The following is a 20,705-nucleotide window of genomic DNA, read 5'->3' on the forward strand; positions in this document are numbered from 1 at the left end:
GACTGACATTCAACGTCAACGTTGCCTGACACACCGCCATCGCGAGCAGGCTCACTCCTGCAGTGGATTGCATTTCAACCATAAGAAAACAGTTAGCCCTGAACCGAGGTCCCATCAACGAACACTGCCAGAGTGAATCGAACATGAGCGCCAACGTCGACCTGAACAACCGCCCCGACTACGACCGTGTCCTGCAGGACATCGCCGATTACGTCCTCACCTTCAACATCGAGTCTGCCGAAGCCCTCGCCACCGCCCGCAACTGCCTGATTGACACCCTGGGCTGTGGCCTGCTGGCGCTGCGTTTTCCCGAATGCACCAAACACCTTGGCCCGCTCGTCGAAGGCACCGTCGTGCCGTTCGGTGCGCGCGTGCCCGGCACGTCGTATCGCCTCGATCCGGTGAAAGCCGCGTGGGACATCGGCTGCATCGTGCGCTGGCTCGATTACAACGACACCTGGCTCGCGGCCGAATGGGGGCATCCGTCGGACAACCTCGGCGGAATTCTCGCGGTGGCCGATCATCTGTCGCAAAAGCGCATTGCCAACGGTGAGGCACCGCTGACAATGCGTGACGTGCTCGAAGCGATGATCATGGCCCATGAGATTCAAGGCGTGATCGCCCTGGAAAACGCCTTCAACCGCGTCGGACTCGACCACGTTCTGCTGGTGAAAGTCGCTTCGACCGCCGTCACCGCGAAACTGATGGGCGCCAATCGCGAGCAATTGTTGTCGGCGTTGTCCCATGCCTTCGCCGATGGCCAGGCGCTGCGCACCTATCGCCACGCGCCAAATGCCGGTTCGCGCAAATCCTGGGCGGCAGGGGATGCAACCAGTCGTGGCGTTCGTCTGGCCGACATCGCCCTAAGAGGTGAGATGGGCATTCCCGGGGTGTTGACGGCCAGACAGTGGGGCTTCTATGACGTGTCGTTCAGCCACACCAATAACGATCTGGCGCTCAAGCCTGAGAACAGACGCGCCTTCAGTTTCTCGCGACCCTACGGCAGCTATGTCATGGAAAACGTGCTGTTCAAGATCAGCTTCCCCGCCGAGTTCCACGCGCAAACGGCCTGCGAAGCGGCGGTGGCATTGCATCCGTTGGTGCGCAACCGCTTGCATGACATCGACCGCATCGTCATCACCACCCACGAGTCGGCGATTCGCATCATTTCCAAGGTCGGGCCGCTGGCCAACGCCGCCGACCGCGATCACTGCCTCCAGTACATGACCGCCGTGCCACTGGCATTCGGCAATCTGGTGGCCGAGCATTACGAGGACGACTTCCACGCCGCGCACCCGATCATCGACGTGCTGCGCGAGAAGATGGTCATCGTCGAAGACCCGCGTTTCACCCGCGAGTATCTGGAGCCCGACAAACGCTCGATTGCCAACGCGGTACAGGTGTTTTTCAAGGACGGTTCCAGCACCGAGAACGTGGTGGTCGAATATCCGATCGGCCACCGTCGCCGTCGTGCCGAAGGCATTCCGTTACTGGAAGACAAGTTCAAGGCCAACCTGGCAACGCGCTTCACCGGTCAGCGCAGCCACCAGATCTTCGCCCTGTGCAAGGATCAGCAAATGCTCGAAGCTACCCCGGTCAATCGCTTTGTCGATCTGTTTGTGATTTAGGTGCGGCGCCAGAGTTGCCGAGGGCTAAAGGCAGCCCTCGGCATCCTCCAGGCTGAACGGCCTGTTGCTTTCGACAGGCCGGGAGGGCGGGCGCATCGGGGGGTTAGTCCGCATGCGCTGCTTGCGCGGATTGCATATTTCCAGATGTTACAAGGACGTAAAGACTGTGTCGGTTTTGAGTGAAGAAATTCTCATCCAGAGGATGCCGCGTCATCGGTGGCAAAACGCAGGATCACCCGGCGGTTGTGTTGGCTTTTCTTCTCGATTTTTTCGCAATACACCCGGCCGATTTCGCGGGTATTGAGTACGTGTGTGCCACCACACGGCTGAATGTCAACGCCCGCCACCTCAATTACCCGCAGATCGCCCTGGATCGCCGCTGGCCGGGTGGTCTTGCTGCCGATCCTTTCCAGCAGCGCAGGATATTCCGCGGCCGGCAGGCTCAGGGCGTTGACCGCGCAGGCCTGTGCGATCAGCGCGTTGAGATCGTGGGTGATGCGGTCCTTGTCGAGGGTCATGTCCGGCAGGTCGAAATCCAGCCGGCCCTTGTCGGCGCTGATGCTGCAACCGGTGACCGGCGCATTGATCAGCGCGCCCAGCAGATGCAGGCAAGTGTGCATTTTCATGTGCTGGTAACGCCGCTGCCAGTCGAGGCTGGCGTTGAGCTGGGTGCCGACGCCAAGGTGCGGCGGACATTGCGCCACCTGATGCCAGATGATCGACGGCAGCGCCGGGTCGCGCAGGGTGCCGGTGACATCAATCCGGGTACCGTCCGCGAGGCTGAAGTGGCCACTGTCTCCCGGCTGCCCGCCACCGCTGGGATAGAACAGCGTATGTTCGAGCACCACAGCCTGATCGACCACGGCGATCACCCGCGCGCTGAAATCGCGCCGATAAGGTTCTGCGTTAAACAGGCTCAGGGTTTCCAGGGTGTGGACCGACATTTGAACCTCCGATGTTCAATGATTGTGGGGGAGTCAGCGTTTAAGCGGCAGCTTGGTGATCGCGAAACCGGCGAGCAGGATTGCCGAGTACAGCATCAGGTCCCGGGAGATCGGCGTGCCTTCGTACCAGGCGCCGATGAGCAGGGCGAACACCGGGAAGATGATGAACACGAACGACAGCAGTACCGGACTCAGGCGTTTGAGCAGGATGAAATACACGATAAAGCCGCCTACCGACGCCACCAGTCCGAGGTAGAGCAGGGCGCCCCAGGAGCGTGCGCTGATGTCCTTGAAGACCGGTGTTTCCAGGTTTAATCCGACAATCAATAACATCAGTCCGGCGATGCCGATCGGCAGGGTGTTGTAGGTGATCACGCTGATTGCACTGCCGTGTTGCTTGGTCACCACGTAGCACAGCGCATGCAGGATCGCCGCACACAGAATCGCCAGCACGCCGAGCCATTCCGCTTGATCCAGATGCAGGCCCTGGCTGCGAATGATCATGTACAGGCTGGCGAAACCGATGGCGATACCGAGCATTTGTGTCGGGAGGATTTTCTCGCGCAAAAACAACGAGGAAAACACCAAGATAAACACCGGCATGCAGCTGAACAGCAGCGCGGTCAGGCCCGACGAAACATGCAACTCGCCGTAGTTGAGCAAGTAGTACGGCAGGCTGAAATACGACAGCGTGACGAACAGGAAAAACCAGTGGCTTTGCCGTGGGAACAGCAGCGGCTCCTTGCGCCACACGGCAAAGCTCAGGAACAGCGGAAAGGCAATCAGAAAACGCAGGCCCGCGGCCGTCAGCGGCGGCACACTTTCCACGGCAATCTTGATCCCCAGCCAGGTGGTACCCCAGCTCAGGCAGACGATCAGAAACAGCGTGCAGGTGAACAATCCGGCGAGCCAGGGTTTGCTGGCATTCAATGGCGTGCTGATGACAGTCGACATGCATTGTGCTCCGCAGCAGAGGAATTGACCTCGTGGGTGAAAAGGACTATCCCTGATTGCACCTGTTTTCAGCACGCTATTCGGGGTGACAATGACTGTCAAAATAAGTATTGCCACGGTGTCAATCCTGCGTGACGGTCTCGCCAATGGCGTCGGCGTGAAGTACAAGCGGCTGGCGGATGCGGTGGAACGCGCCCTAGCCGAAGGCGTGATCGCCGCCGGCGCGAAATTGCCGCCGCACAGGCTGTTGGCTGACAGCCTGGGTGTGACCATCGGCACCATCAGTCGCGCTTATGGCGAGCTGGAGCGAGTCGGGCGGGTGGTGGCGCGTGTCGGCGATGGCACTTACGTGCGTGAGCGCGGCCTGGAGCGTTTGCGGGACAAGGGGTTTCGCAATGTCAGCGAAGAGCCGCGGGCCTGCTTCGACATGAGTCGGAATCAGCCAATTCCCGGGCAGGAAAGCGCGTTTATGAGTCTGACGCTGCAGGCGTTGGCCAACGATTCGCACAGCTTGCAGCAGTTGACCGGGTACACCGCCGAAAGCGGCTTGCCCCGACATCGGCAGGCGGGGGCGTACTGGCTGAGTCATGGGGCATTTCAGGCGGATGCCAATCAGGTGCTGTGTGTCAACGGTGGTCAGCACGGACTGCTGTGCGCTTTGATGGGCTTGCTCAAGGCCGGTGACACCGTGGTCACCGAGCATCTTTCCTACCCGGGGTTGATCAGCGTCGCACGCCAACTCGGGATCAAACTGATCGGTGTCGCCATGGATGCCGAAGGCTTGTTGCCGTCAGCGCTGGAGGACGTCTGCCGACAGCATCGGGTGTCGGCGTTGTATTGCACGCCTACCATCCAGAATCCTACGGCGGCGGTGATGTCGGTGCCACGGCGCGAAGCCATTACCGAAATCTGCCGGCAACACAATCTGCTGATTTTCGAGGACGAGGCGCATGCGCTGCTGGACCGCCAGCGACCGTTGCCCCTGAGTGCGTTTGCCGCAGAACGCTCGGTGCTGATCGGGAGCCTGAGCAAAGTAGTTTCGGCCGGGCTGCGTGTCGGTTACCTGCACGCGCCGCACGCGTTGCTCGGGCGATTGAATTCAGCCATTCGCGGGACGTGCTGGATGGCCAATCCGTTGGCAATGGAAGTGGCCTGCCGCTGGATCGAAAGCGGCATTGCCACCCAACTGCTCAACGAACAAATCAGTGAAATCGGCCGGCGCAAGGCGTTGGTCAGCCCCGCACTGACCGACCTGGTGTACCGGACTCACGTCCACAGCCCGCATTTCTGGATCGAAGTGCCAGAGGCATGGCGCGCGTCGCAGATTGCGGCGGAACTGAAGGAAAACAGTTATTTGGTGTCCACCGCCGAGGCGTTTGCGGTCGGGCATGCCGCAGTGCCGCAGTTTATTCGGGCGAGTGTGTGCAATTCGGTGGGGGATGATCGGTTGTTGCTCGGCGGGTTCGAGGCCCTGGCCAGGGCATTGACCGAGACCGTGTAATCGTTCATCGCGGGCAAGCCCGCTGCCACAGGGTTTTGGGCGCCTGCAGGTTTTGTATTCACAACAAAGCCCTGGGGGAGCGTGGCTTGCCCGCGATGGCGTCTTGTCAGACACGGCAAAGCTACTTGAAACGCCGCTCCACACCTTTCTCCACCAGAATCTTCGCCGAAATCTCTTCCACCGAAAAATGCGTGGAGTTGATGTGCGGAATGTTCTCGCGGCGGAACAGGTTTTCCACTTCGCGCACTTCGAATTCGCACTGGGCGTAGCTCGAATAGCGGCTGTTGGGCTTGCGCTCGTTGCGGATTGCGGTGAGGCGATCCGGGTCGATGGTCAGGCCGAACAGCTTGTGCTGGTGGGCGCGCAGCGCGGACGGCAGGGTCAGGCGCTCCATGTCGTCTTCGGTCAGCGGATAGTTGGCGGCGCGGATGCCGAATTGCATCGCCATGTACAGACACGTCGGCGTCTTACCACAACGCGACACGCCCACTAGTATCAGGTCGGCCTTGTCGTAATAGTGGGTACGCGCGCCGTCGTCATTGTCGAGGGCAAAGTTCACCGCCTCGATGCGCTCCATATAATTGGAGTTGTGCCCGATCGAATGGGACTTGCCGACGGTGTAGGACGAATGCTCGGTCAGTTCCTGTTCGAGAGGGGCGAGGAAGGTCGAGAAAATGTCGATCATGAAACCATTGGAGGTCGCGAGAATCTCACGAATGTCCTGATTGACGATGGTGTCGAAGATAATCGGCCGAAAGCCGTCGGTTTCAGCGGCTTTGTTGATTTGTTGTACCATGGCCCGCGCTTTGTCCGCGTTGTCGATATACGGCCGCGTGAGCTTGGTGAAGGTAATGTTTTCGAACTGCGCCAGAAGGCTTTGACCCAGGGTTTCGGCGGTGATGCCGGTGCCATCGGAGATAAAGAAAGCAGATCGTTTCATTTGCACCTTAGGCCTTAAGCTAGTCATCAATCTTGGATATGATAGGCGCGATTTGTCGGCCGCCATTGGCCCGCATTCTCACTTATTTTCCAGGTCCAGGCCATACAACCGGCCAACGCTCCCCCGAGCTGCCGGTTTCTGAGCTTTTCCAACACAGTTAGTGGAGAGATCACCTTGGTAGAGTACGTAGTTTCCCTCGATAAGCTCGGCAAACACGATGTTGAGCATGTGGGGGGCAAGAACGCATCCCTGGGCGAGATGATCAGTAACCTAGCAGGCGCCGGTGTTTCGGTCCCCGGCGGCTTTGCCACCACCGCGCAGGCCTATCGCGACTTTCTCGAACTGAGCGGCCTCAACGATCAGATCCACAAGGCTCTCGACGCCCTGGACGTCGACGATGTCAATGCGCTGGCCAAGACCGGCGCGCAGATCCGCCAATGGATCATGGACGCCGAATTCCCTGAAAAACTGAACACCGAGATCCGCACCGCATTCGCCGCGCTGTCGGCCGGTAACCCTGACGTGGCCGTGGCCGTCCGTTCTTCCGCCACCGCCGAAGACTTGCCGGATGCCTCGTTTGCCGGTCAGCAGGAAACCTTCCTGAACATCCGTGGCGTGGAAAACGTTATCCGCGCTGCCAAAGAGGTGTTCGCTTCGCTGTTCAACGACCGTGCGATTTCCTACCGCGTGCACCAGGGCTTCGACCACAAACTGGTCGCCCTGTCGGCTGGCGTGCAGCGCATGGTGCGTTCGGAAACCGGTACTGCCGGCGTGATGTTCACCCTCGATACCGAATCCGGTTTCCGTGATGTGGTGTTCATCACCGGCGCCTACGGCCTGGGCGAAACCGTTGTACAAGGCGCGGTGAACCCGGATGAATTCTACGTGCACAAGGGCACGCTGGAGGCCGGTCGTCCGGCGATCCTGCGGCGCAACCTGGGCAGCAAGGCGATCAAGATGATCTACGGCGACGAGGCCAAGGCCGGTCGTTCGGTCAAGACCGTCGATGTCGACAAGGCCGAGCGCGCGCGTTTCTGCCTGAGCGACGCTGAAGTCAGCGAGCTGGCCAAGCAAGCGATGATCATCGAGAAGCACTATGGCTGCCCGATGGACATCGAGTGGGCCAAGGACGGTGACGACGGCAAGCTGTACATCGTGCAGGCCCGTCCGGAAACCGTGAAGAGCCGCACCCAGGCCAACGTCATGGAACGTTACCTGTTGAAAGAAACCGGCACCGTGCTGGTTGAAGGTCGTGCGATTGGCCAGCGCATCGGCGCCGGCAAAGTGCGCATCATCAAAGACGTGTCCGAGATGGACAAAGTCCAGCCGGGCGACGTCCTCGTGTCCGACATGACCGACCCGGACTGGGAACCGGTGATGAAACGCGCCAGCGCCATCGTCACCAACCGCGGCGGTCGTACCTGCCACGCAGCGATCATCGCTCGCGAGCTGGGCATTCCGGCAGTGGTCGGTTGCGGTAACGCCACCCAACTGCTGAAGGATGGCCAGGGCGTGACCGTGTCCTGCGCCGAAGGCGACACCGGTTACATCTTCGAAGGCGAGTTGGGTTTCGACATCAAGAAGAACTCCGTCGACGCCATGCCAGAGCTGCCGTTCAAGATCATGATGAACGTCGGCAACCCGGACCGCGCTTTCGACTTCGCGCAACTGCCGAACGCCGGTGTCGGCCTGGCCCGTCTGGAATTCATCATCAACCGCATGATCGGTGTGCACCCGAAAGCGCTGCTGAACTACGACGGTCTGCCACAAGAGATCAAGGACAGCGTCGATAAACGCATCGCCGGTTACGACGATCCGGTCGGCTTCTATGTCGAGAAACTGGTTGAAGGCATCAGCACCCTCGCGGCTGCGTTTGCACCGAAGAAAGTCATCGTGCGTCTGTCGGACTTCAAGTCCAACGAATACGCCAACCTGATCGGCGGCAAGCTCTACGAGCCGGAAGAAGAAAACCCGATGCTGGGCTTCCGTGGCGCTTCGCGTTATATCAGCGAATCGTTCCGTGACTGCTTCGAACTCGAATGCCGCGCGCTGAAGCGTGTACGCAACGAGATGGGCCTGACCAACGTCGAAATCATGGTGCCGTTCGTCCGTACCCTCGGCGAAGCGAGCCAGGTTGTCGATCTGCTGGCCGAAAACGGCTTGAAGCGCGGCGACAACGGTCTGCGCGTGATCATGATGTGCGAATTGCCCTCCAACGCGATCCTTGCTGAGGAATTCCTCGAATTCTTCGACGGTTTCTCGATCGGTTCCAACGACCTGACTCAGCTGACGCTGGGCCTGGACCGCGACTCCGGTATCATCGCGCACCTGTTCGACGAGCGTAATCCGGCGGTCAAGAAGCTGTTGGCCAATGCGATTGCTGCGTGCAACAAGGCCGGCAAATACATCGGTATCTGCGGTCAGGGCCCGTCCGACCACCCTGATCTGGCCAAGTGGCTGATGGAGCAGGGCATCGAAAGCGTGTCGCTGAACCCGGACACCGTGCTTGAAACCTGGTTCTTCCTGGCGGAAGGTCAGGCGCAGGCCTGATCAGTATGTGAACGGCCCGCTCCCTTCGGGGGGCGGAGCCTTGAAATTCAAGTAGGGCGGGCTCCTGTAGATGCCGCCCTTTTTTGTGCAAGAGCATTATGCAAAGCAGCAGCAACCTATTTCCCGTCGCCCTGATCAGCGCCGAACGTCGCGGTGATCTGAGCGAAGACGTGTATCGCTTGAAACCCGGTAACAGCCCGGACTGGTCCGTGGAAATCGCCGTGACCCGCTTGGGCATGGCCGATGAACCGGCGTCCCGTGGCGTGCCGGTGATCTTGCTGCACGGCAGTTTCTCCAACCGGCGTTTCTGGTTTTCCCCCAAGGGCCTGGGATTGGGCGCGTATCTCACGCGTCTGGGCTACGACGTGTGGATCCCGGAGATGCGCGGCCACGGCCTGTCGCAGCGCAATGAGGATTACCGCCGCAATCGTGTGGCTGACTACGCCCGTTACGATCTGCCGGCGATTGCCGCGTTCGTGCGCGAGCAGAGCGGGCAGGTGCCGCACTGGATCGGCCATTCGCTGGGCGGCATCACCCTGGCGGCGGCGCTCGGCGGCGAATACCTTGGCGAGCCTGCCGTAGCTTCTGCGGCGTTTTTCGGCACCCAGGTCAGCCGCACCTACTGGCCGCTGAAGATCCCGCCAGTGGAGTGGAGCGGGCGCTTCATTCTCAAGCGTTTCGCGCAATTGTCCGGCTCGCGTCTCAAGCGCGGTCCGGAAGACGAGCCGATCGGTCTGGCGCTGGAAAGCATGCGCTGGTACGGCCTGTTCGGCCGTTTTGGCGACAAGGACAAGGATTGGTGGGCCGGTCTCGCCGAGGTTCAGGTGCCGGTGCTGGCGGTGACGGCAGCGGGAGATCATCAGGACCCGGCGTGGGCCTGTCGCAAGCTGTTCGAGCAAATCGGTTCCGAGCACAAACAGTTCGTCAACCTGGGGCGTGAGCAGGGCTTTAGCGACAACTTCGGGCATGTCGAGATGCTGGTCAGCAAAGCGGCGCAGGCCGAAGTCTGGCCACTGGTTGCGCGCTGGCTGCAGGATCAGCACACGCCACTGCTGGGCGAGAAACCGGATCTGGCCGCGGCGGTTTGAGCTGCAGGCGCTGAAAAGGCCATTTCGTTCAGATCGGCTTGCGGCTAAGATATGACGCATTGTGCAATTCTGGTCATATTTAGTGGCTGTTTAGCTATTACGTTTCAGCAATTGTTCAGGTTCGTTCAGCGACCATTGCATGAACTAAGGTAAACAGCGACCGCCGGGACTCGTTTCAACAGAGTGCGACATCCTTGATCGTCTTCCTTGTTACAGGAGTTTTTCGATGAACCATTACCTCACGCCTGACCTGTGCGACGCCTATCCGGAGCTGGTGCAGGTGCTGGAACCGATGTTCAGCAATTTCGGCGGCCGTGATTCCTTCGGCGGCGAAATCGTGACCATCAAATGCTTCGAAGACAACTCGCTGGTCAAAGAACAAGCCGAACACCAGGGCAATGGCAAGGTGCTGGTGGTCGATGGCGGCGGTTCGCTGCGTTGCGCGCTGCTGGGCGACATGATTGCCGAGAAAGCTGCGAAAAACGGCTGGGAAGGGCTGGTGATCTACGGCTGCATCCGTGACGTTGACGTGATCGCGCAGACCGATCTGGGCGTTCAGGCCCTGGCCAGCCATCCAAAGAAGACTGAAAAACGCGGCATCGGCGACCTCAACGTCCCGGTGACCTTCGCGGGCGTGACGTTTCACCCCGGCCAGTACATTTATGCGGACAACAACGGCGTGATCGTCTCGCCGAGTCCGCTGAAGATGCCTGAATAAACTGCGGTACGACCAAGGGATGCGGATGTTCGAGGAAGAAAACGCGCAATGGGGGCTGGTGCATGCCCTGGTGCTGGACGGTAAAGGCGGTGCGCGTTCGATAGCCCGGACCGAGCTCGACGATTTGCAGCTGCAGGCGCATGAAAGCCTGTGGCTGCACTGGGATCGCAGCCATCCGCAAACCCAGACCTGGCTGCGTCGGTCCAGTGGTCTCAACGAGTTCACCTGCGACCTGCTGCTGGAAGAGAACACCCGTCCGCGTCTGTTGCCGTTGCCCGATTCCGAGCTGCTGCTGTTTCTGCGCGGGGTCAATCTCAATCCGGGGGCTGAACCTGAAGACATGGTTTCGGTGCGGATTTTTGCTAGCGCCCAACGTGTGATCTCCCTGCGTCTGCGTCCATTGCGTGCCACCGATGAGTTGCTGGCTCAACTGGCGGACGGCAAAGGCCCGAAAACTTCCTCCGAACTCATGCTTTATCTGGCGCAGTTCCTCACCAACAAGGTGCAGGATCTGGTCACTTGCCTCTCGGAAATCGCCGATGAGGAAGAAGAAAAGATGGATGCCGACGAACGGTATACTCCCGAGCATGGCGCCATTTTGCACATCCGTCGTCGGGCGGCCGGACTAAAGCGTTTTCTTGCACCGCAGCGGGATATTTTCGGACAACTCACGCGGACAAAACTGCCGTGGTTTGTCGATGACGATGCCGATTACTGGAACGAACTCAACAACAGCCTGACCCGCTATCTCGAAGAGCTCGAATTGACCCGAGAGCGCGTGGGGCTTGTGCTGGAGGCCGAAGACCGGCGTTTGAGCGAGCGCATGAATCGCACCATGTACCGCTTCGGGATCATCACCTGCATCTTTTTGCCGATGAGTTTCATCACCGGTCTGCTGGGCATAAACGTCGGCGGTATCCCGTTCTCCAGCAGCCCTTATGGTTTCCTGATTGCCTGTCTGACGGTACTCGCCCTGGCCTTCGGTCAGTGGTGGTTATTCCGTCGTTTGCGCTGGGTATGAAGATGGCGCATGTGACCCGACCAAATCTGCCCGCGTCTTTCACAGACATCACGAGAGGTGCGTATGCACGATCCGTTTGAACAGTCTTTGCGCGACATGCTCAACGCCTCGCCGTCCGGCCGCGACGACGACGCGTGCCTGGGCCGCGTACTCAAAACCGCCAACCGCCAGGTTGGCGCCGGTGATCTGTTCAGCCTGCTGGGCCGCTGGCTGCCCGCGCTGATGATCGCCCTGAATAACGGATCGGCCCACGTATCGCCGGTTTCCCGTCTTCGTAAACCTGCTGACCGCACTGCTGATAAGGCTGATTGAATATGGAACTTGATCTCTGGACTCAGAGCCTCGTCACTGCAATGACTGCGTTGTGGACCAAAGTCGCCAACTTCATTCCGAACCTGTTCGGCGCCCTGGTGGTGCTGCTGTTGGGTTTCGTGGTGGCGAAGCTGCTCGATACCTTGCTGTCCAAATTGCTCGCCAAACTGGGCCTCGATCGCCTGATGGGTGGCACCGGGTTGACCAAGTTGATGTCGCGGGCGGGGTTGCAGGTGCCGATTTCGACCTTGATCGGCAAAATCGTCTATTGGTTCGTTCTGCTGATTTTTCTGGTTTCTGCGGCAGAGTCTCTTGGGCTTGAGCGAGTTTCAGCTACGCTCGACATGCTGGCGTTGTATTTGCCGAAGGTTTTCGGTGCTGGCCTGGTGCTGCTGGTGGGTGTTTTGCTCGCACAACTGGCCAACGGGCTGGTGCGCGGGGCGGCAGAAGGCGTAGGGCTGGACTACGCTTCGGGTTTGGGTCGAATTGCCCAAGGGTTGGTGATCATCATCAGCATCTCGGTCGCAATCAGCCAGCTCGAGGTCAAGACCGACCTGTTGAACCATGTGATCGTCATCGTTTTGATTACCGTTGGTCTGGCGGTTGCGCTGGCAATGGGGCTGGGCAGCCGGGAAATTGCCGGTCAGATTCTTGCGGGAATCTATGTGCGTGAGTTGTATCAGGTTGGGCAACAAGTGCGTGTTGGTGAGGTCGAAGGCCAGATCGAGGAGATCGGCACGGTTAAAACCACATTGTTGACCGATGAGGGTGAGCTAGTCTCACTCTCCAATCGGATCCTGCTGGAACAGCATGTGAGTAGCCGCTAACCCGGCAAACCCTGCTAATGTATGCCGCCGCAAAATGCCCTGAGAGGGTAGCGGCGGACATTGACCTGACTGTCGGCACGACTTGTTTTGAATAAAGCCCAAACGCTATCCACGCGCTATGACCCCCGTGAGCTCTCTGATGAGGAGTTGGTCGCGCGCTCGCATACCGAGCTGTTTCACGTTACGCGCGCCTATGAAGAGCTGATGCGGCGTTACCAGCGAACATTATTTAACGTTTGTGCGAGATATCTTGGGAACGATCGCGACGCAGACGATGTCTGTCAGGAAGTGATGTTGAAGGTGCTGTACGGCCTGAAGAACTTCGAGGGGAAATCGAAGTTCAAAACCTGGCTTTACAGCATCACCTACAACGAATGCATCACGCAGTATCGGAAGGAACGGCGCAAGCGTCGCTTGATGGACGCTTTGAGTCTGGACCCCCTGGAAGAAGCGTCGGAAGAAAAGGCGCCGAAACCCGAGGAGAAGGGCGGACTCGATCGCTGGCTGGTGTATGTGAACCCGATTGACCGTGAAATTCTGGTGCTACGATTTGTCGCAGAACTGGAGTTTCAGGAGATCGCAGACATCATGCACATGGGTTTGAGTGCGACAAAAATGCGGTACAAACGTGCTCTAGATAAATTGCGTGAGAAATTTGCAGGCATTGCTGAAACTTAGTTCAGCGCAAATATCTCTTACGTGTAGGCAAGTTCTGATAGACTTGCCGCCGAGTTGTCCCCCGGTTTGCGGGACTGCTTCACAATCACCAGATGGGGATTTAACGGATGAAACTGAAAAACACCTTGGGCTTGGCCATTGGTTCTCTTATTGCCGCTACTTCGTTCGGCGCACTGGCACAAGGCCAAGGCGCAGTTGAAGGCGAGATCAACTACAAGAAGCAGTACAACGACAGCATTGATCATGTCGAAGACGGCTTCAACCCAGGCGCCAAAATCGGTTACTTCCTGACCGATGACGTCTCGATCAACTTCGGCTGGGATCGTAACAACCACACCCGTTCGAACGATGGCACCGGCAGCCAGAAAATCAAAGGCGACAACTTTGGTCTGACCGCTCAATACCACTTCAACAACGCTGGCGACGCTCTGCGTCCATACGTTGAAGGTGGCGTTAAGCACGGCACTCTGACCAACGTAGCAGCTGACGGTCACACCGGTCGCGACCAGTCGACTTTCCTGACTGCAGGCGCTGGCGTTAAGTACTACTTCGCCGAAAACTTCTTCGCCCGTGCTGGCGTAGAAGCTGACTACAAACTGGACAACGGCCGTTGGGACTACGCTCCATCGGTTGGTCTGGGTGTGAACTTCGGTGGCGGCGGCAAGCCAGCTGCTGCTCCAGTTCCAGCTCCGGCTGAAGTCTGCTCCGACAGCGACAACGATGGCGTTTGCGACAACGTTGACAAGTGCCCGGACACCCCAGCCAACGTAACTGTTGACGCTGATGGCTGCCCAGCAGTTGCTGAAGTTGTTCGTGTAGAGCTGGACGTGAAATTCGACTTCGACAAGTCGGTCGTCAAGCCAAACAGCTACGCTGACATCAAGAACCTGGCTGACTTCATGAAGCAGTACCCAGCCACTCACACCACTGTTGAAGGTCACACTGACTCCGTCGGTCCTGACGCTTACAACCAGAAACTGTCTGAGCGTCGTGCAAACGCCGTTAAGCAAGTTCTGACCAACCAGTACGGTGTTGAATCGTCCCGCGTTCAGTCGATCGGCTACGGCGAAACCCGCCCAGTTGCTGACAACAAAACTGAAGCTGGCCGTGCTGTAAACCGTCGCGTAGAAGCGCAGGTTGAAGCTCAAGCTAAGTAATTAGCTGCCGCTCCGAGAAAAGCCCGGCTCAGGCCGGGCTTTTCTTTGCCTGCGATTTGGGCTTACGAGACGCACGCGGTCCCTGTGCAGGTGCTGCCGCAGGCTGCGATCTTTTGATCTTCAACAACAGCCGCCACTGCGCCGATCACCAGAATGGCAGGGCTCTTGAGTTCAAACCTGCACGCATCGTCACTCATTGACGTCAGATTGCTCCGGCATTCGCGCTGCGCTGGCAACGACGCATTCTCGATCATCGCCACCGGCGTATCCGCCGCCATCCCGCCCGCCAACAGTTGATCGCGAATCTCGCCCAGCTTGGCCACGCCCATATAAATCACCAGCGTGGTGCCGCCCTGCGCCAGTGCCTGCCAGTTCAACTGGCTGTCGTCCTGCGTGTGTGCAGTCACCAGTGTCACCCCACGCGCCACGCCGCGTAACGTCAGCGGAATATCACATTGCGTCGCCCCGGCCAGCCCGGCAGTGATGCCATTGACCAATTCCACTTCAACGCCACGCTCACGCAGCCACTGTGCCTCTTCACCACCACGTCCGAAAATGCACGGATCGCCGCCCTTGAGCCGTACCACGCACTTGCCCTGGCGGGCATAGCGCAGCATCAGTCGATGGATAAAGGCCTGCGGTGTCGATCGGCATCCACCCCGTTTGCCCACCGCAATGATGCGCGCGGCAGGGCAGTGTTCCAGCACCGCGCCGTTGACCAGGTCATCGATCAGCACCACATCGGCTTCGCGCAAGGCGCGTACCGCTTTGAGGGTCAGCAGTTCCGGATCACCCGGCCCTGCACCCACCAGCCAGACTTTCGCATTCATGGTGTGTTCCTCATCAGATGACGGCTGGCTGCAGGTTGGCAGCCAGCAAGCGTTTTATTTCCGGGACACACGAGCCGCATTGCGTGCCGCAGCCCAGCTGGCTCTTCAGACCCTGCAGGTCCATGCCCCGGCGAATGCCGGCGCAGACTGCGTTGAGGCTGACGTTTTTGCAGTTGCACAGGGTTTTATCCACAGCCATTTGCGCCCCGGCACTGCCCGGCGGCGTGCTCATGGGCGCCAGCAGCCAGCGCCGCAGTTGTTCATCCGCACGGCCTTCCAGCCACAACCCTTGCAGCCAATGCTGGGCGAGGGTTTCGCCGGCGAGGCGAATCGCCGTGATCCGGCCGTTTTCAATGCGCACACGCTTGCCAATGGCACGGCGCGGATCGTCGTAGGCCAATACCGGGCCGTCGCTGAGCGAAAGGCATCGGTCGATTTCACCGAGCAATGGCGCATCCGGTGCCTCGTGGCTGGCTGCGCGTATCAGCATTGCTGATCGTTCACGTCCGACAAGGCTGAGACTGACGTAGGAAAACGCCTCGCAGAGGGGGCGTAGGGCCTCGATATGCCGTTGAACATCGCCCTCGATCAGGGCGAACAGTTGCCACGGCAAGTCCACTTTCTCCAGGCGCACGCCACTGTGTTTGAGCTCCGGTTGCTTCGACAACGGGTCGAACGCCGGTTGGGTCAGATTGTTCACACCGCCCTTGAGAAAACGATCGCCCCAATGCATGGGTAAAAACGCCTGTCCCGGACGCACGCTGTCGTCGCTGCCAACAGCAACGATCACGGCGCCCCGACGGCTTTTCAGGTTGACCAGATCGCCTGGCTGCAAGCGATGCCGACGCAATTCATCCGGATGCAGGCTTAACTGCGCCTCGCTGACATGCCCAAACAATTGAGCAGCGGTACCGGTACGGCTCATACCGTGCCACTGATCACGCAGGCGCCCGGTGATTAATGTCAACGGGAAGCGCGCATCACGCTGCTCTTTGGCAGCTCGGTAAGGCTCGGCCATGAACTGAGCGCGCCCGTTGGCCGTAGGAAAAATGCCGTCTGCGTACAAGCGCGCCGTCCCTTTTCGGGCGCCGATGGGGAAGGGCCATTGCTGCGGCCCGATCTCATCAATCAACGCATGGCTGATTCCGGACAAGTCCAGATCCCGACCGCGCGTCAGCAGTTTGTATTCATCGAATAACTGCGCGGATTGATCGAAGGCAAACAGGCTTGGCGCCTCGGGGCGCAAGCGTTTCTCCAGCCGTTGTGCAAAGTCCACCGTGATCGACCAATCCGCTCGCGCTTCACCGGGTGGGAGAATGGCTTTGCGCACGTGGGAAATACGGCGCTCGGAATTGGTCACCGAACCTTCCTTCTCGCCCCAACTGGCAGCGGGCAAGAGCAGGTCGGCGAACGCAGCGGTTTCGGTGGTGCGGAAGGCTTCTTGCAGTACGACAAACGGGCAGGCTTGCAGCGCTGCCCGCACCGCGCTCTGATCCGGCAGCGATTGCGCCGGATTCGTGCAGGCAATCCACAGCGCCTTGATCTTGCCATTGCGCACCTGCTCGAACAGTTCGATGGCGCTGAGCCCGGGGGTTTCCGGTAGCCGCTCTACACCCCAGTAGTGCGCCACGTCGGCGCGGTGTTGCGGGTTGGCGACCTCTCGATGGCCGGGCAACAGATTCGCCAGGCTGCCGGTTTCCCGCCCGCCCATGGCATTCGGCTGACCGGTAAGGGAGAACGGTCCTGCTCCCGGGCGGCCAATCTGCCCGGTGGCCAGATGCAGATTGATCAATGCGCTGTTTTTCGCGCTGCCGGCCGTGGACTGGTTCAAGCCCATGCACCACAAGGACAGAAAACTCGCTGACGTGCCCACCCATTCAGCACATTGCTGCAATTGCTCGAGGCTGATCCCGCACAGTTGCGCAACCATTTGCGGGGTGTAATCGCGCACCAGGTTCTTCAACTCGGCAAGGCCTTCGGTGTGCGCCTTGATGAAGTCGCGATCGATCCAGTCTTCCCACAACAGCAGATGCAAAATCCCATGAAACAAAGCGACATCGGTGCCCGGCAAAATGGCCAGATGCAGATCCGCCAAGTCGCAGGTGTCGGTGCGGCGGGGATCGATGACGATGACCTTCATCTGTGGGCGGCGGGATTTTGCCTCTTCAAGCCGACGAAAAAGTACCGGATGTGCGTAGGCCATGTTACTGCCGACGATCATCACGCAATCACTGAGTTCCAGATCCTCGTAGCTGCATGGGGGCGCGTCGGCACCGAGGCTGCGCTTGTAGCCAACCACTGCCGAAGACATGCACAGCCGTGAATTGCTGTCGATGTTGTTGGTGCCGACCAGCGCCCGGGCGAGTTTGTTGAAGGCGTAGTAGTCCTCGGTCAGCAACTGACCGGAAATATAGAACGCCACGCTGTCCGGGCCGTGTTCGGCGATGGTCTCGGCGAATACGTTGGCGGCGTGTTCCAGTGCGGTGTCCCAATCGGTGCGGCTGCGCGCCAGGCCCTTGCCCAGGCGCAGCTCCGGGTACAGCGCGCGGGCCGCAAGGTCGCCAGTCAGGTGCAGGGTCGAGCCTTTGCTGCACAGTTTGCCGAAGTTGGCCGGATGCGCCGGATCGCCGCTGACGCCGAGGATGCGCTCGCCGTCATGTTCGATCAGCACGCCGCAGCCGACCCCGCAATAGCAGCAGGTCGAGGCGGTCGTCTGGCGGTTCATCAGACGGCATCCCGCAGCGCCAGTTGCACCCGGCCGTTCTCGACCCGGGCCGGATGATGGTGCGCGCAGCCGATGTCCGGGGCCTGGGCTTCGCCGGTTTGCAGGTCGATCTGCCAGTTGTGCAACGGACAGGCCACGCGCTTACCGTAGATCAAACCCTGCGACAACGGGCCGCCCTTGTGTGGGCAGCGGTCATCGAGAGCGAAAACCTCATCGTCGCTTGTACGAAAAATCGCGATGTCGCCTTTGGGGCCAGCAATGATCCGCGAACCGAGCGCATTGATTTCATCCAGGGCACAGATATCGAGCCAGTTCATGCCGGTACCTCCAGGTTTTTCACGGGAATCACGTCGAATTCTTTCTTCAGTTGCGGCTGCGCCAGACGCTCTTTCCACGGGTCCTGTTCGAACGACAGGGAGAATTGCAGGCGTTCGTTGAGGGCTTTGCGGCGCTCCGGGTCTTCAAGCACCGCTTGCTTGATGTGCTCCATGCCGACCCGTTGCAGGTAGTGCACGGTGCGTTCGAGGTAAAAGGCTTCTTCGCGATAGAGCTGCAGGAAGGCGCCGTTGTATTCACGGACTTCTTCGGCGGTCTTGAGCTTGACGAAGAACTCGGCGACTTCGGTCTTGATCCCGCCGTTGCCGCCGATGTACATCTCCCAGCCGGAGTCGACGCCGATAATGCCGACGTCCTTGATCCCCGCTTCCGAGCAGTTGCGTGGGCAACCGGAGACGGCCAGCTTCACTTTGTGCGGTGACCACATGTTGAACAGGTCGTGTTCCAGTTCGATGCCCAACTGCGTCGAATTCTGCGTGCCGAAGCGGCAGAACTCGCTGCCGACGCAGGTTTTAACGGTGCGGATAGATTTGCCGTAGGCGTGGCCGGAGGGCATGTCGAGGTCCTTCCAGACGCCGGGCAAGTCCTGCTTCTTGATCCCCAGCAGGTCGATGCGCTGGCCGCCGGTGACCTTGACCATGGGCACGTTGTACTTGTCGGCCACGTCGGCTATCCGCCGCAGTTCCGAAGGGTTGGTCACGCCGCCCCACATCCGCGGAACCACCGAGTAGGTGCCGTCCTTCTGAATGTTGGCGTGGGCGCGTTCGTTGATCAGGCGCGATTGCGGATCGTCCTTGGCTTCGCCGGGCCAGGTGGAAATCAGGTAGTAGTTGAGCGCCGGCCGGCAGGTTGCACAGCCATTGGGTGTACGCCAGTTGAGGTAGCTCATGACGCCCGCGATGGTCAGCAGATGCTGCTCGCGAATGGCCTGGCGAATCTGCCCGTGATTGAGGTCGCTGCAGCCGCAGATGGCTTTTTCGCTTTTTGGTTTGACGTCCGCCGCGCCGCCGACGGTGTTGATCAGGATCTGCTCGACCAGCCCGGTGCAGGAACCACAGGAACTGGCAGCTTTGGTGTGTTTTTTCACCTCGTCGACGCTGAACAGGCCGTGTTCCTGGATCGCCTTGACGATGGTGCCTTTGCACACGCCGTTGCAGCCGCAGACTTCGGCGGTGTCGGCCATGCTCATGGCTTTGTCCTGGCCTTGATGTCCTACATCGCCTAACGCATTTTCCCCAAACATCAGATGATCGCGGATCTCGCCGATGGCGTGATTCTCACGAATCTGCCGGAAATACCAACCGCCATCCGCCGTATCGCCGTACAGACAGGCGCCGACCAGTACGTCATCCTTGATCACCAGTTTTTTGTACACGCCGCCAATCGGATCGGAGAGGGTGATGGTTTCCGTGCCTTCACCGCCCATGAAGTCGCCGGCGGAGAACAGGTCGATGCCGGTGACTTTCAATTTGGTCGAGGTTACCGAGCCCTGATAACGGGCGAATCCCAATTGTGCGAGGTGGTTGGCGCAGACCTTGGCTTGTTCAAACAACGGTGCTACCAGGCCATAGGCGATGCCGCGATGGCTGGCGCACTCGCCGATGGCATAGATACGCGGGTCGTAGGTTTGCAGGGTGTCGTTGACCAGAATCCCGCGGTTGCACGGGATGCCGGCCTTTTCCGCCAGTTCGGTATTGGGGCGAATGCCGGCGGCCATCACCACCAGATCGGCCGGGATGATGTCGCCGTTCTTGAATTGCACCGAGCCGACCCGACCGTTGCCGGCGTCATGCAGTGCCTGGGTTTGCTCGCACAGGCGAAAATGCAGGCCGCGTGATTCGAGGGCGCTTTGCAGGAGTTGGCCGCTGGTCTTGTCCAGTTGCCGCTCCAGCAGCCATTCACCAAGGTGCACCACGGTGACGTGCATGCCGCGCAGCATCAGGCCGTTGGCGGCTTCGAGGCCGAGCAGGCCACCGCCGATGACCACCGCGTGCTTGTGGGTTTTCGCGGTGTCGATCATTGCCTGGGTGTCGGCGATGTCGCGGTAGCCGATCACCCCGTGCAGAGTGTTACCGGGGATCGGCAGGATGAACGGCGTCGAGCCGGTGGCGATCAACAGGCGATCGTATTCAGCTTCGGTGCCGTCCTCGGCGATTACCCGACGTTTGACCCGGTCGATCTCCACCACTTTGCGGTTGAGCAGCAGCTTGATGTTGTTTTCCAGGTACCAGTCCAGATCGTTGAGGACGATCTCTTCGAAAGTCTGCTCACCGGCCAGCACTGGCGAGAGCAGGATGCGGTTGTAGTTGGTGTGCGGTTCGGCGCCGAAGACGGTGATGTCATAGAGCTCGTCGCTCAGTTTGAGCAGTTCTTCCAGGGTGCGGACGCCGGCCATGCCATTGCCGATCATCACCAGTTTGAGTTTTTTCATCAGGGTCTCCGGGGAGCGGCGGCTGGCCTCTTGTGGGCAGTCAGGCCTTGCTCGAGAAATTTTGC

At 59.6% G+C, this 20,705-nt stretch carries 17 protein-coding genes; 10 read left to right on the forward strand and 7 right to left on the reverse strand.

All coding sequences use genetic code 11. The annotated features are described in order from the left end of the window. Positions 1–143 precede the first annotated feature (143 nt). Positions 144–1,628: a 2-methylcitrate dehydratase gene (prpD, locus tag ACXX9E_RS14675; protein WP_458555601.1), complete on the forward strand. Its 1,485-nt coding sequence runs from the start codon at positions 144–146 to the stop codon at positions 1,626–1,628. A gap of 191 nt (positions 1,629–1,819) precedes the next feature. Here prpD and ACXX9E_RS14680 read toward each other — a convergent pair whose 3' ends face one another. Both ACXX9E_RS14680 and ACXX9E_RS14685 read right to left on the reverse strand, forming a co-directional pair. After that, on the reverse strand, positions 1,820–2,572 hold the full coding sequence (locus ACXX9E_RS14680; protein WP_458555602.1) for an alanyl-tRNA editing protein: 753 nt from the start codon (positions 2,570–2,572) through the stop codon (positions 1,820–1,822). Positions 2,573–2,605: 33 nt separating this feature from the next. After that, on the reverse strand, positions 2,606–3,526 hold the full coding sequence (locus ACXX9E_RS14685) for a DMT family transporter (protein ID WP_458555603.1): 921 nt from the start codon (positions 3,524–3,526) through the stop codon (positions 2,606–2,608). 91 nt (positions 3,527–3,617) lie between these two features. Between ACXX9E_RS14685 and ACXX9E_RS14690 the strand changes: the two genes are divergently transcribed. Then, the gene (locus tag ACXX9E_RS14690) at positions 3,618–5,027 is read left to right on the forward strand and encodes an aminotransferase-like domain-containing protein (RefSeq protein WP_458555604.1); all 1,410 of its coding nucleotides are present in this window, start codon (positions 3,618–3,620) and stop codon (positions 5,025–5,027) included. Between the two features lie 121 nt (positions 5,028–5,148). Here the strand turns inward: ACXX9E_RS14690 and ppsR are convergent, their stop codons facing one another. Then, positions 5,149–5,967, reverse strand: coding sequence for a posphoenolpyruvate synthetase regulatory kinase/phosphorylase PpsR (gene ppsR / locus ACXX9E_RS14695; protein ID WP_123463647.1), 819 nt, complete (start codon positions 5,965–5,967; stop codon positions 5,149–5,151). Between the two features lie 174 nt (positions 5,968–6,141). On the opposite strand from ppsR, the gene ppsA reads away from it, so the two are divergent. The 8 genes from ppsA (at position 6,142) to ACXX9E_RS14735 (ending at position 14,318) form a co-directional block, all read left to right on the forward strand. Then, on the forward strand, positions 6,142–8,517 hold the full coding sequence (gene ppsA, locus ACXX9E_RS14700; RefSeq protein ID WP_186744811.1) for a phosphoenolpyruvate synthase: 2,376 nt from the start codon (positions 6,142–6,144) through the stop codon (positions 8,515–8,517). A 98-nt stretch (positions 8,518–8,615) separates the two neighbouring features. Beyond that, complete coding sequence (locus tag ACXX9E_RS14705) at positions 8,616–9,605, forward strand: alpha/beta fold hydrolase (protein WP_123463643.1); 990 nt, start codon at positions 8,616–8,618, stop codon at positions 9,603–9,605. A gap of 226 nt (positions 9,606–9,831) precedes the next feature. Next, on the forward strand, positions 9,832–10,323 hold the full coding sequence (gene rraA, locus ACXX9E_RS14710; protein WP_128616022.1) for a ribonuclease E activity regulator RraA: 492 nt from the start codon (positions 9,832–9,834) through the stop codon (positions 10,321–10,323). Positions 10,324–10,348: 25 nt separating this feature from the next. Continuing rightward, a complete protein-coding gene (gene cmaX / locus ACXX9E_RS14715; protein ID WP_458555605.1) occupies positions 10,349–11,344 on the forward strand; it encodes a divalent cation transporter CmaX in 996 nt (331 codons plus the stop codon). A 63-nt stretch (positions 11,345–11,407) separates the two neighbouring features. Further along, positions 11,408–11,656 (forward strand): CrfX protein, encoded by a 249-nt coding sequence (locus ACXX9E_RS14720; protein WP_128616021.1) that lies wholly within the window; start codon positions 11,408–11,410, stop codon positions 11,654–11,656. Positions 11,657–11,658: 2 nt separating this feature from the next. Beyond that, positions 11,659–12,483: a mechanosensitive ion channel family protein gene (locus tag ACXX9E_RS14725; RefSeq protein WP_123463635.1), complete on the forward strand. Its 825-nt coding sequence runs from the start codon at positions 11,659–11,661 to the stop codon at positions 12,481–12,483. Positions 12,484–12,570: 87 nt separating this feature from the next. Next, a complete protein-coding gene (gene sigX / locus ACXX9E_RS14730) occupies positions 12,571–13,161 on the forward strand; it encodes an RNA polymerase sigma factor SigX (protein WP_011333251.1) in 591 nt (196 codons plus the stop codon). Positions 13,162–13,268: 107 nt separating this feature from the next. Next, the gene (locus ACXX9E_RS14735; RefSeq protein WP_128616020.1) at positions 13,269–14,318 is read left to right on the forward strand and encodes an OmpA family protein; all 1,050 of its coding nucleotides are present in this window, start codon (positions 13,269–13,271) and stop codon (positions 14,316–14,318) included. Between the two features lie 62 nt (positions 14,319–14,380). Here ACXX9E_RS14735 and cobA read toward each other — a convergent pair whose 3' ends face one another. Genes cobA through nirB form a run of 4 tightly spaced genes read right to left on the reverse strand, consistent with a single transcriptional unit; the run spans position 14,381 to position 20,640 of the window. Continuing rightward, complete coding sequence (gene cobA / locus ACXX9E_RS14740; RefSeq protein WP_128616019.1) at positions 14,381–15,148, reverse strand: uroporphyrinogen-III C-methyltransferase; 768 nt, start codon at positions 15,146–15,148, stop codon at positions 14,381–14,383. A gap of 13 nt (positions 15,149–15,161) precedes the next feature. Further along, positions 15,162–17,873, reverse strand: coding sequence for a nitrate reductase (locus ACXX9E_RS14745; protein WP_458555606.1), 2,712 nt, complete (start codon positions 17,871–17,873; stop codon positions 15,162–15,164). After that, a complete protein-coding gene (nirD, locus tag ACXX9E_RS14750; protein ID WP_123463626.1) occupies positions 17,873–18,190 on the reverse strand; it encodes a nitrite reductase small subunit NirD in 318 nt (105 codons plus the stop codon). Before nirD ends, ACXX9E_RS14745 begins: the two co-directional genes overlap by 1 nt. Next, a complete protein-coding gene (nirB, locus tag ACXX9E_RS14755) occupies positions 18,187–20,640 on the reverse strand; it encodes a nitrite reductase large subunit NirB (protein ID WP_123463624.1) in 2,454 nt (817 codons plus the stop codon). The genes nirD and nirB overlap by 4 nt, the downstream gene beginning before the upstream one ends. Between the last annotated feature and the right edge of the window lie 65 nt (positions 20,641–20,705).

This window comes from Pseudomonas sp. GNP014 (assembly GCF_054344005.1).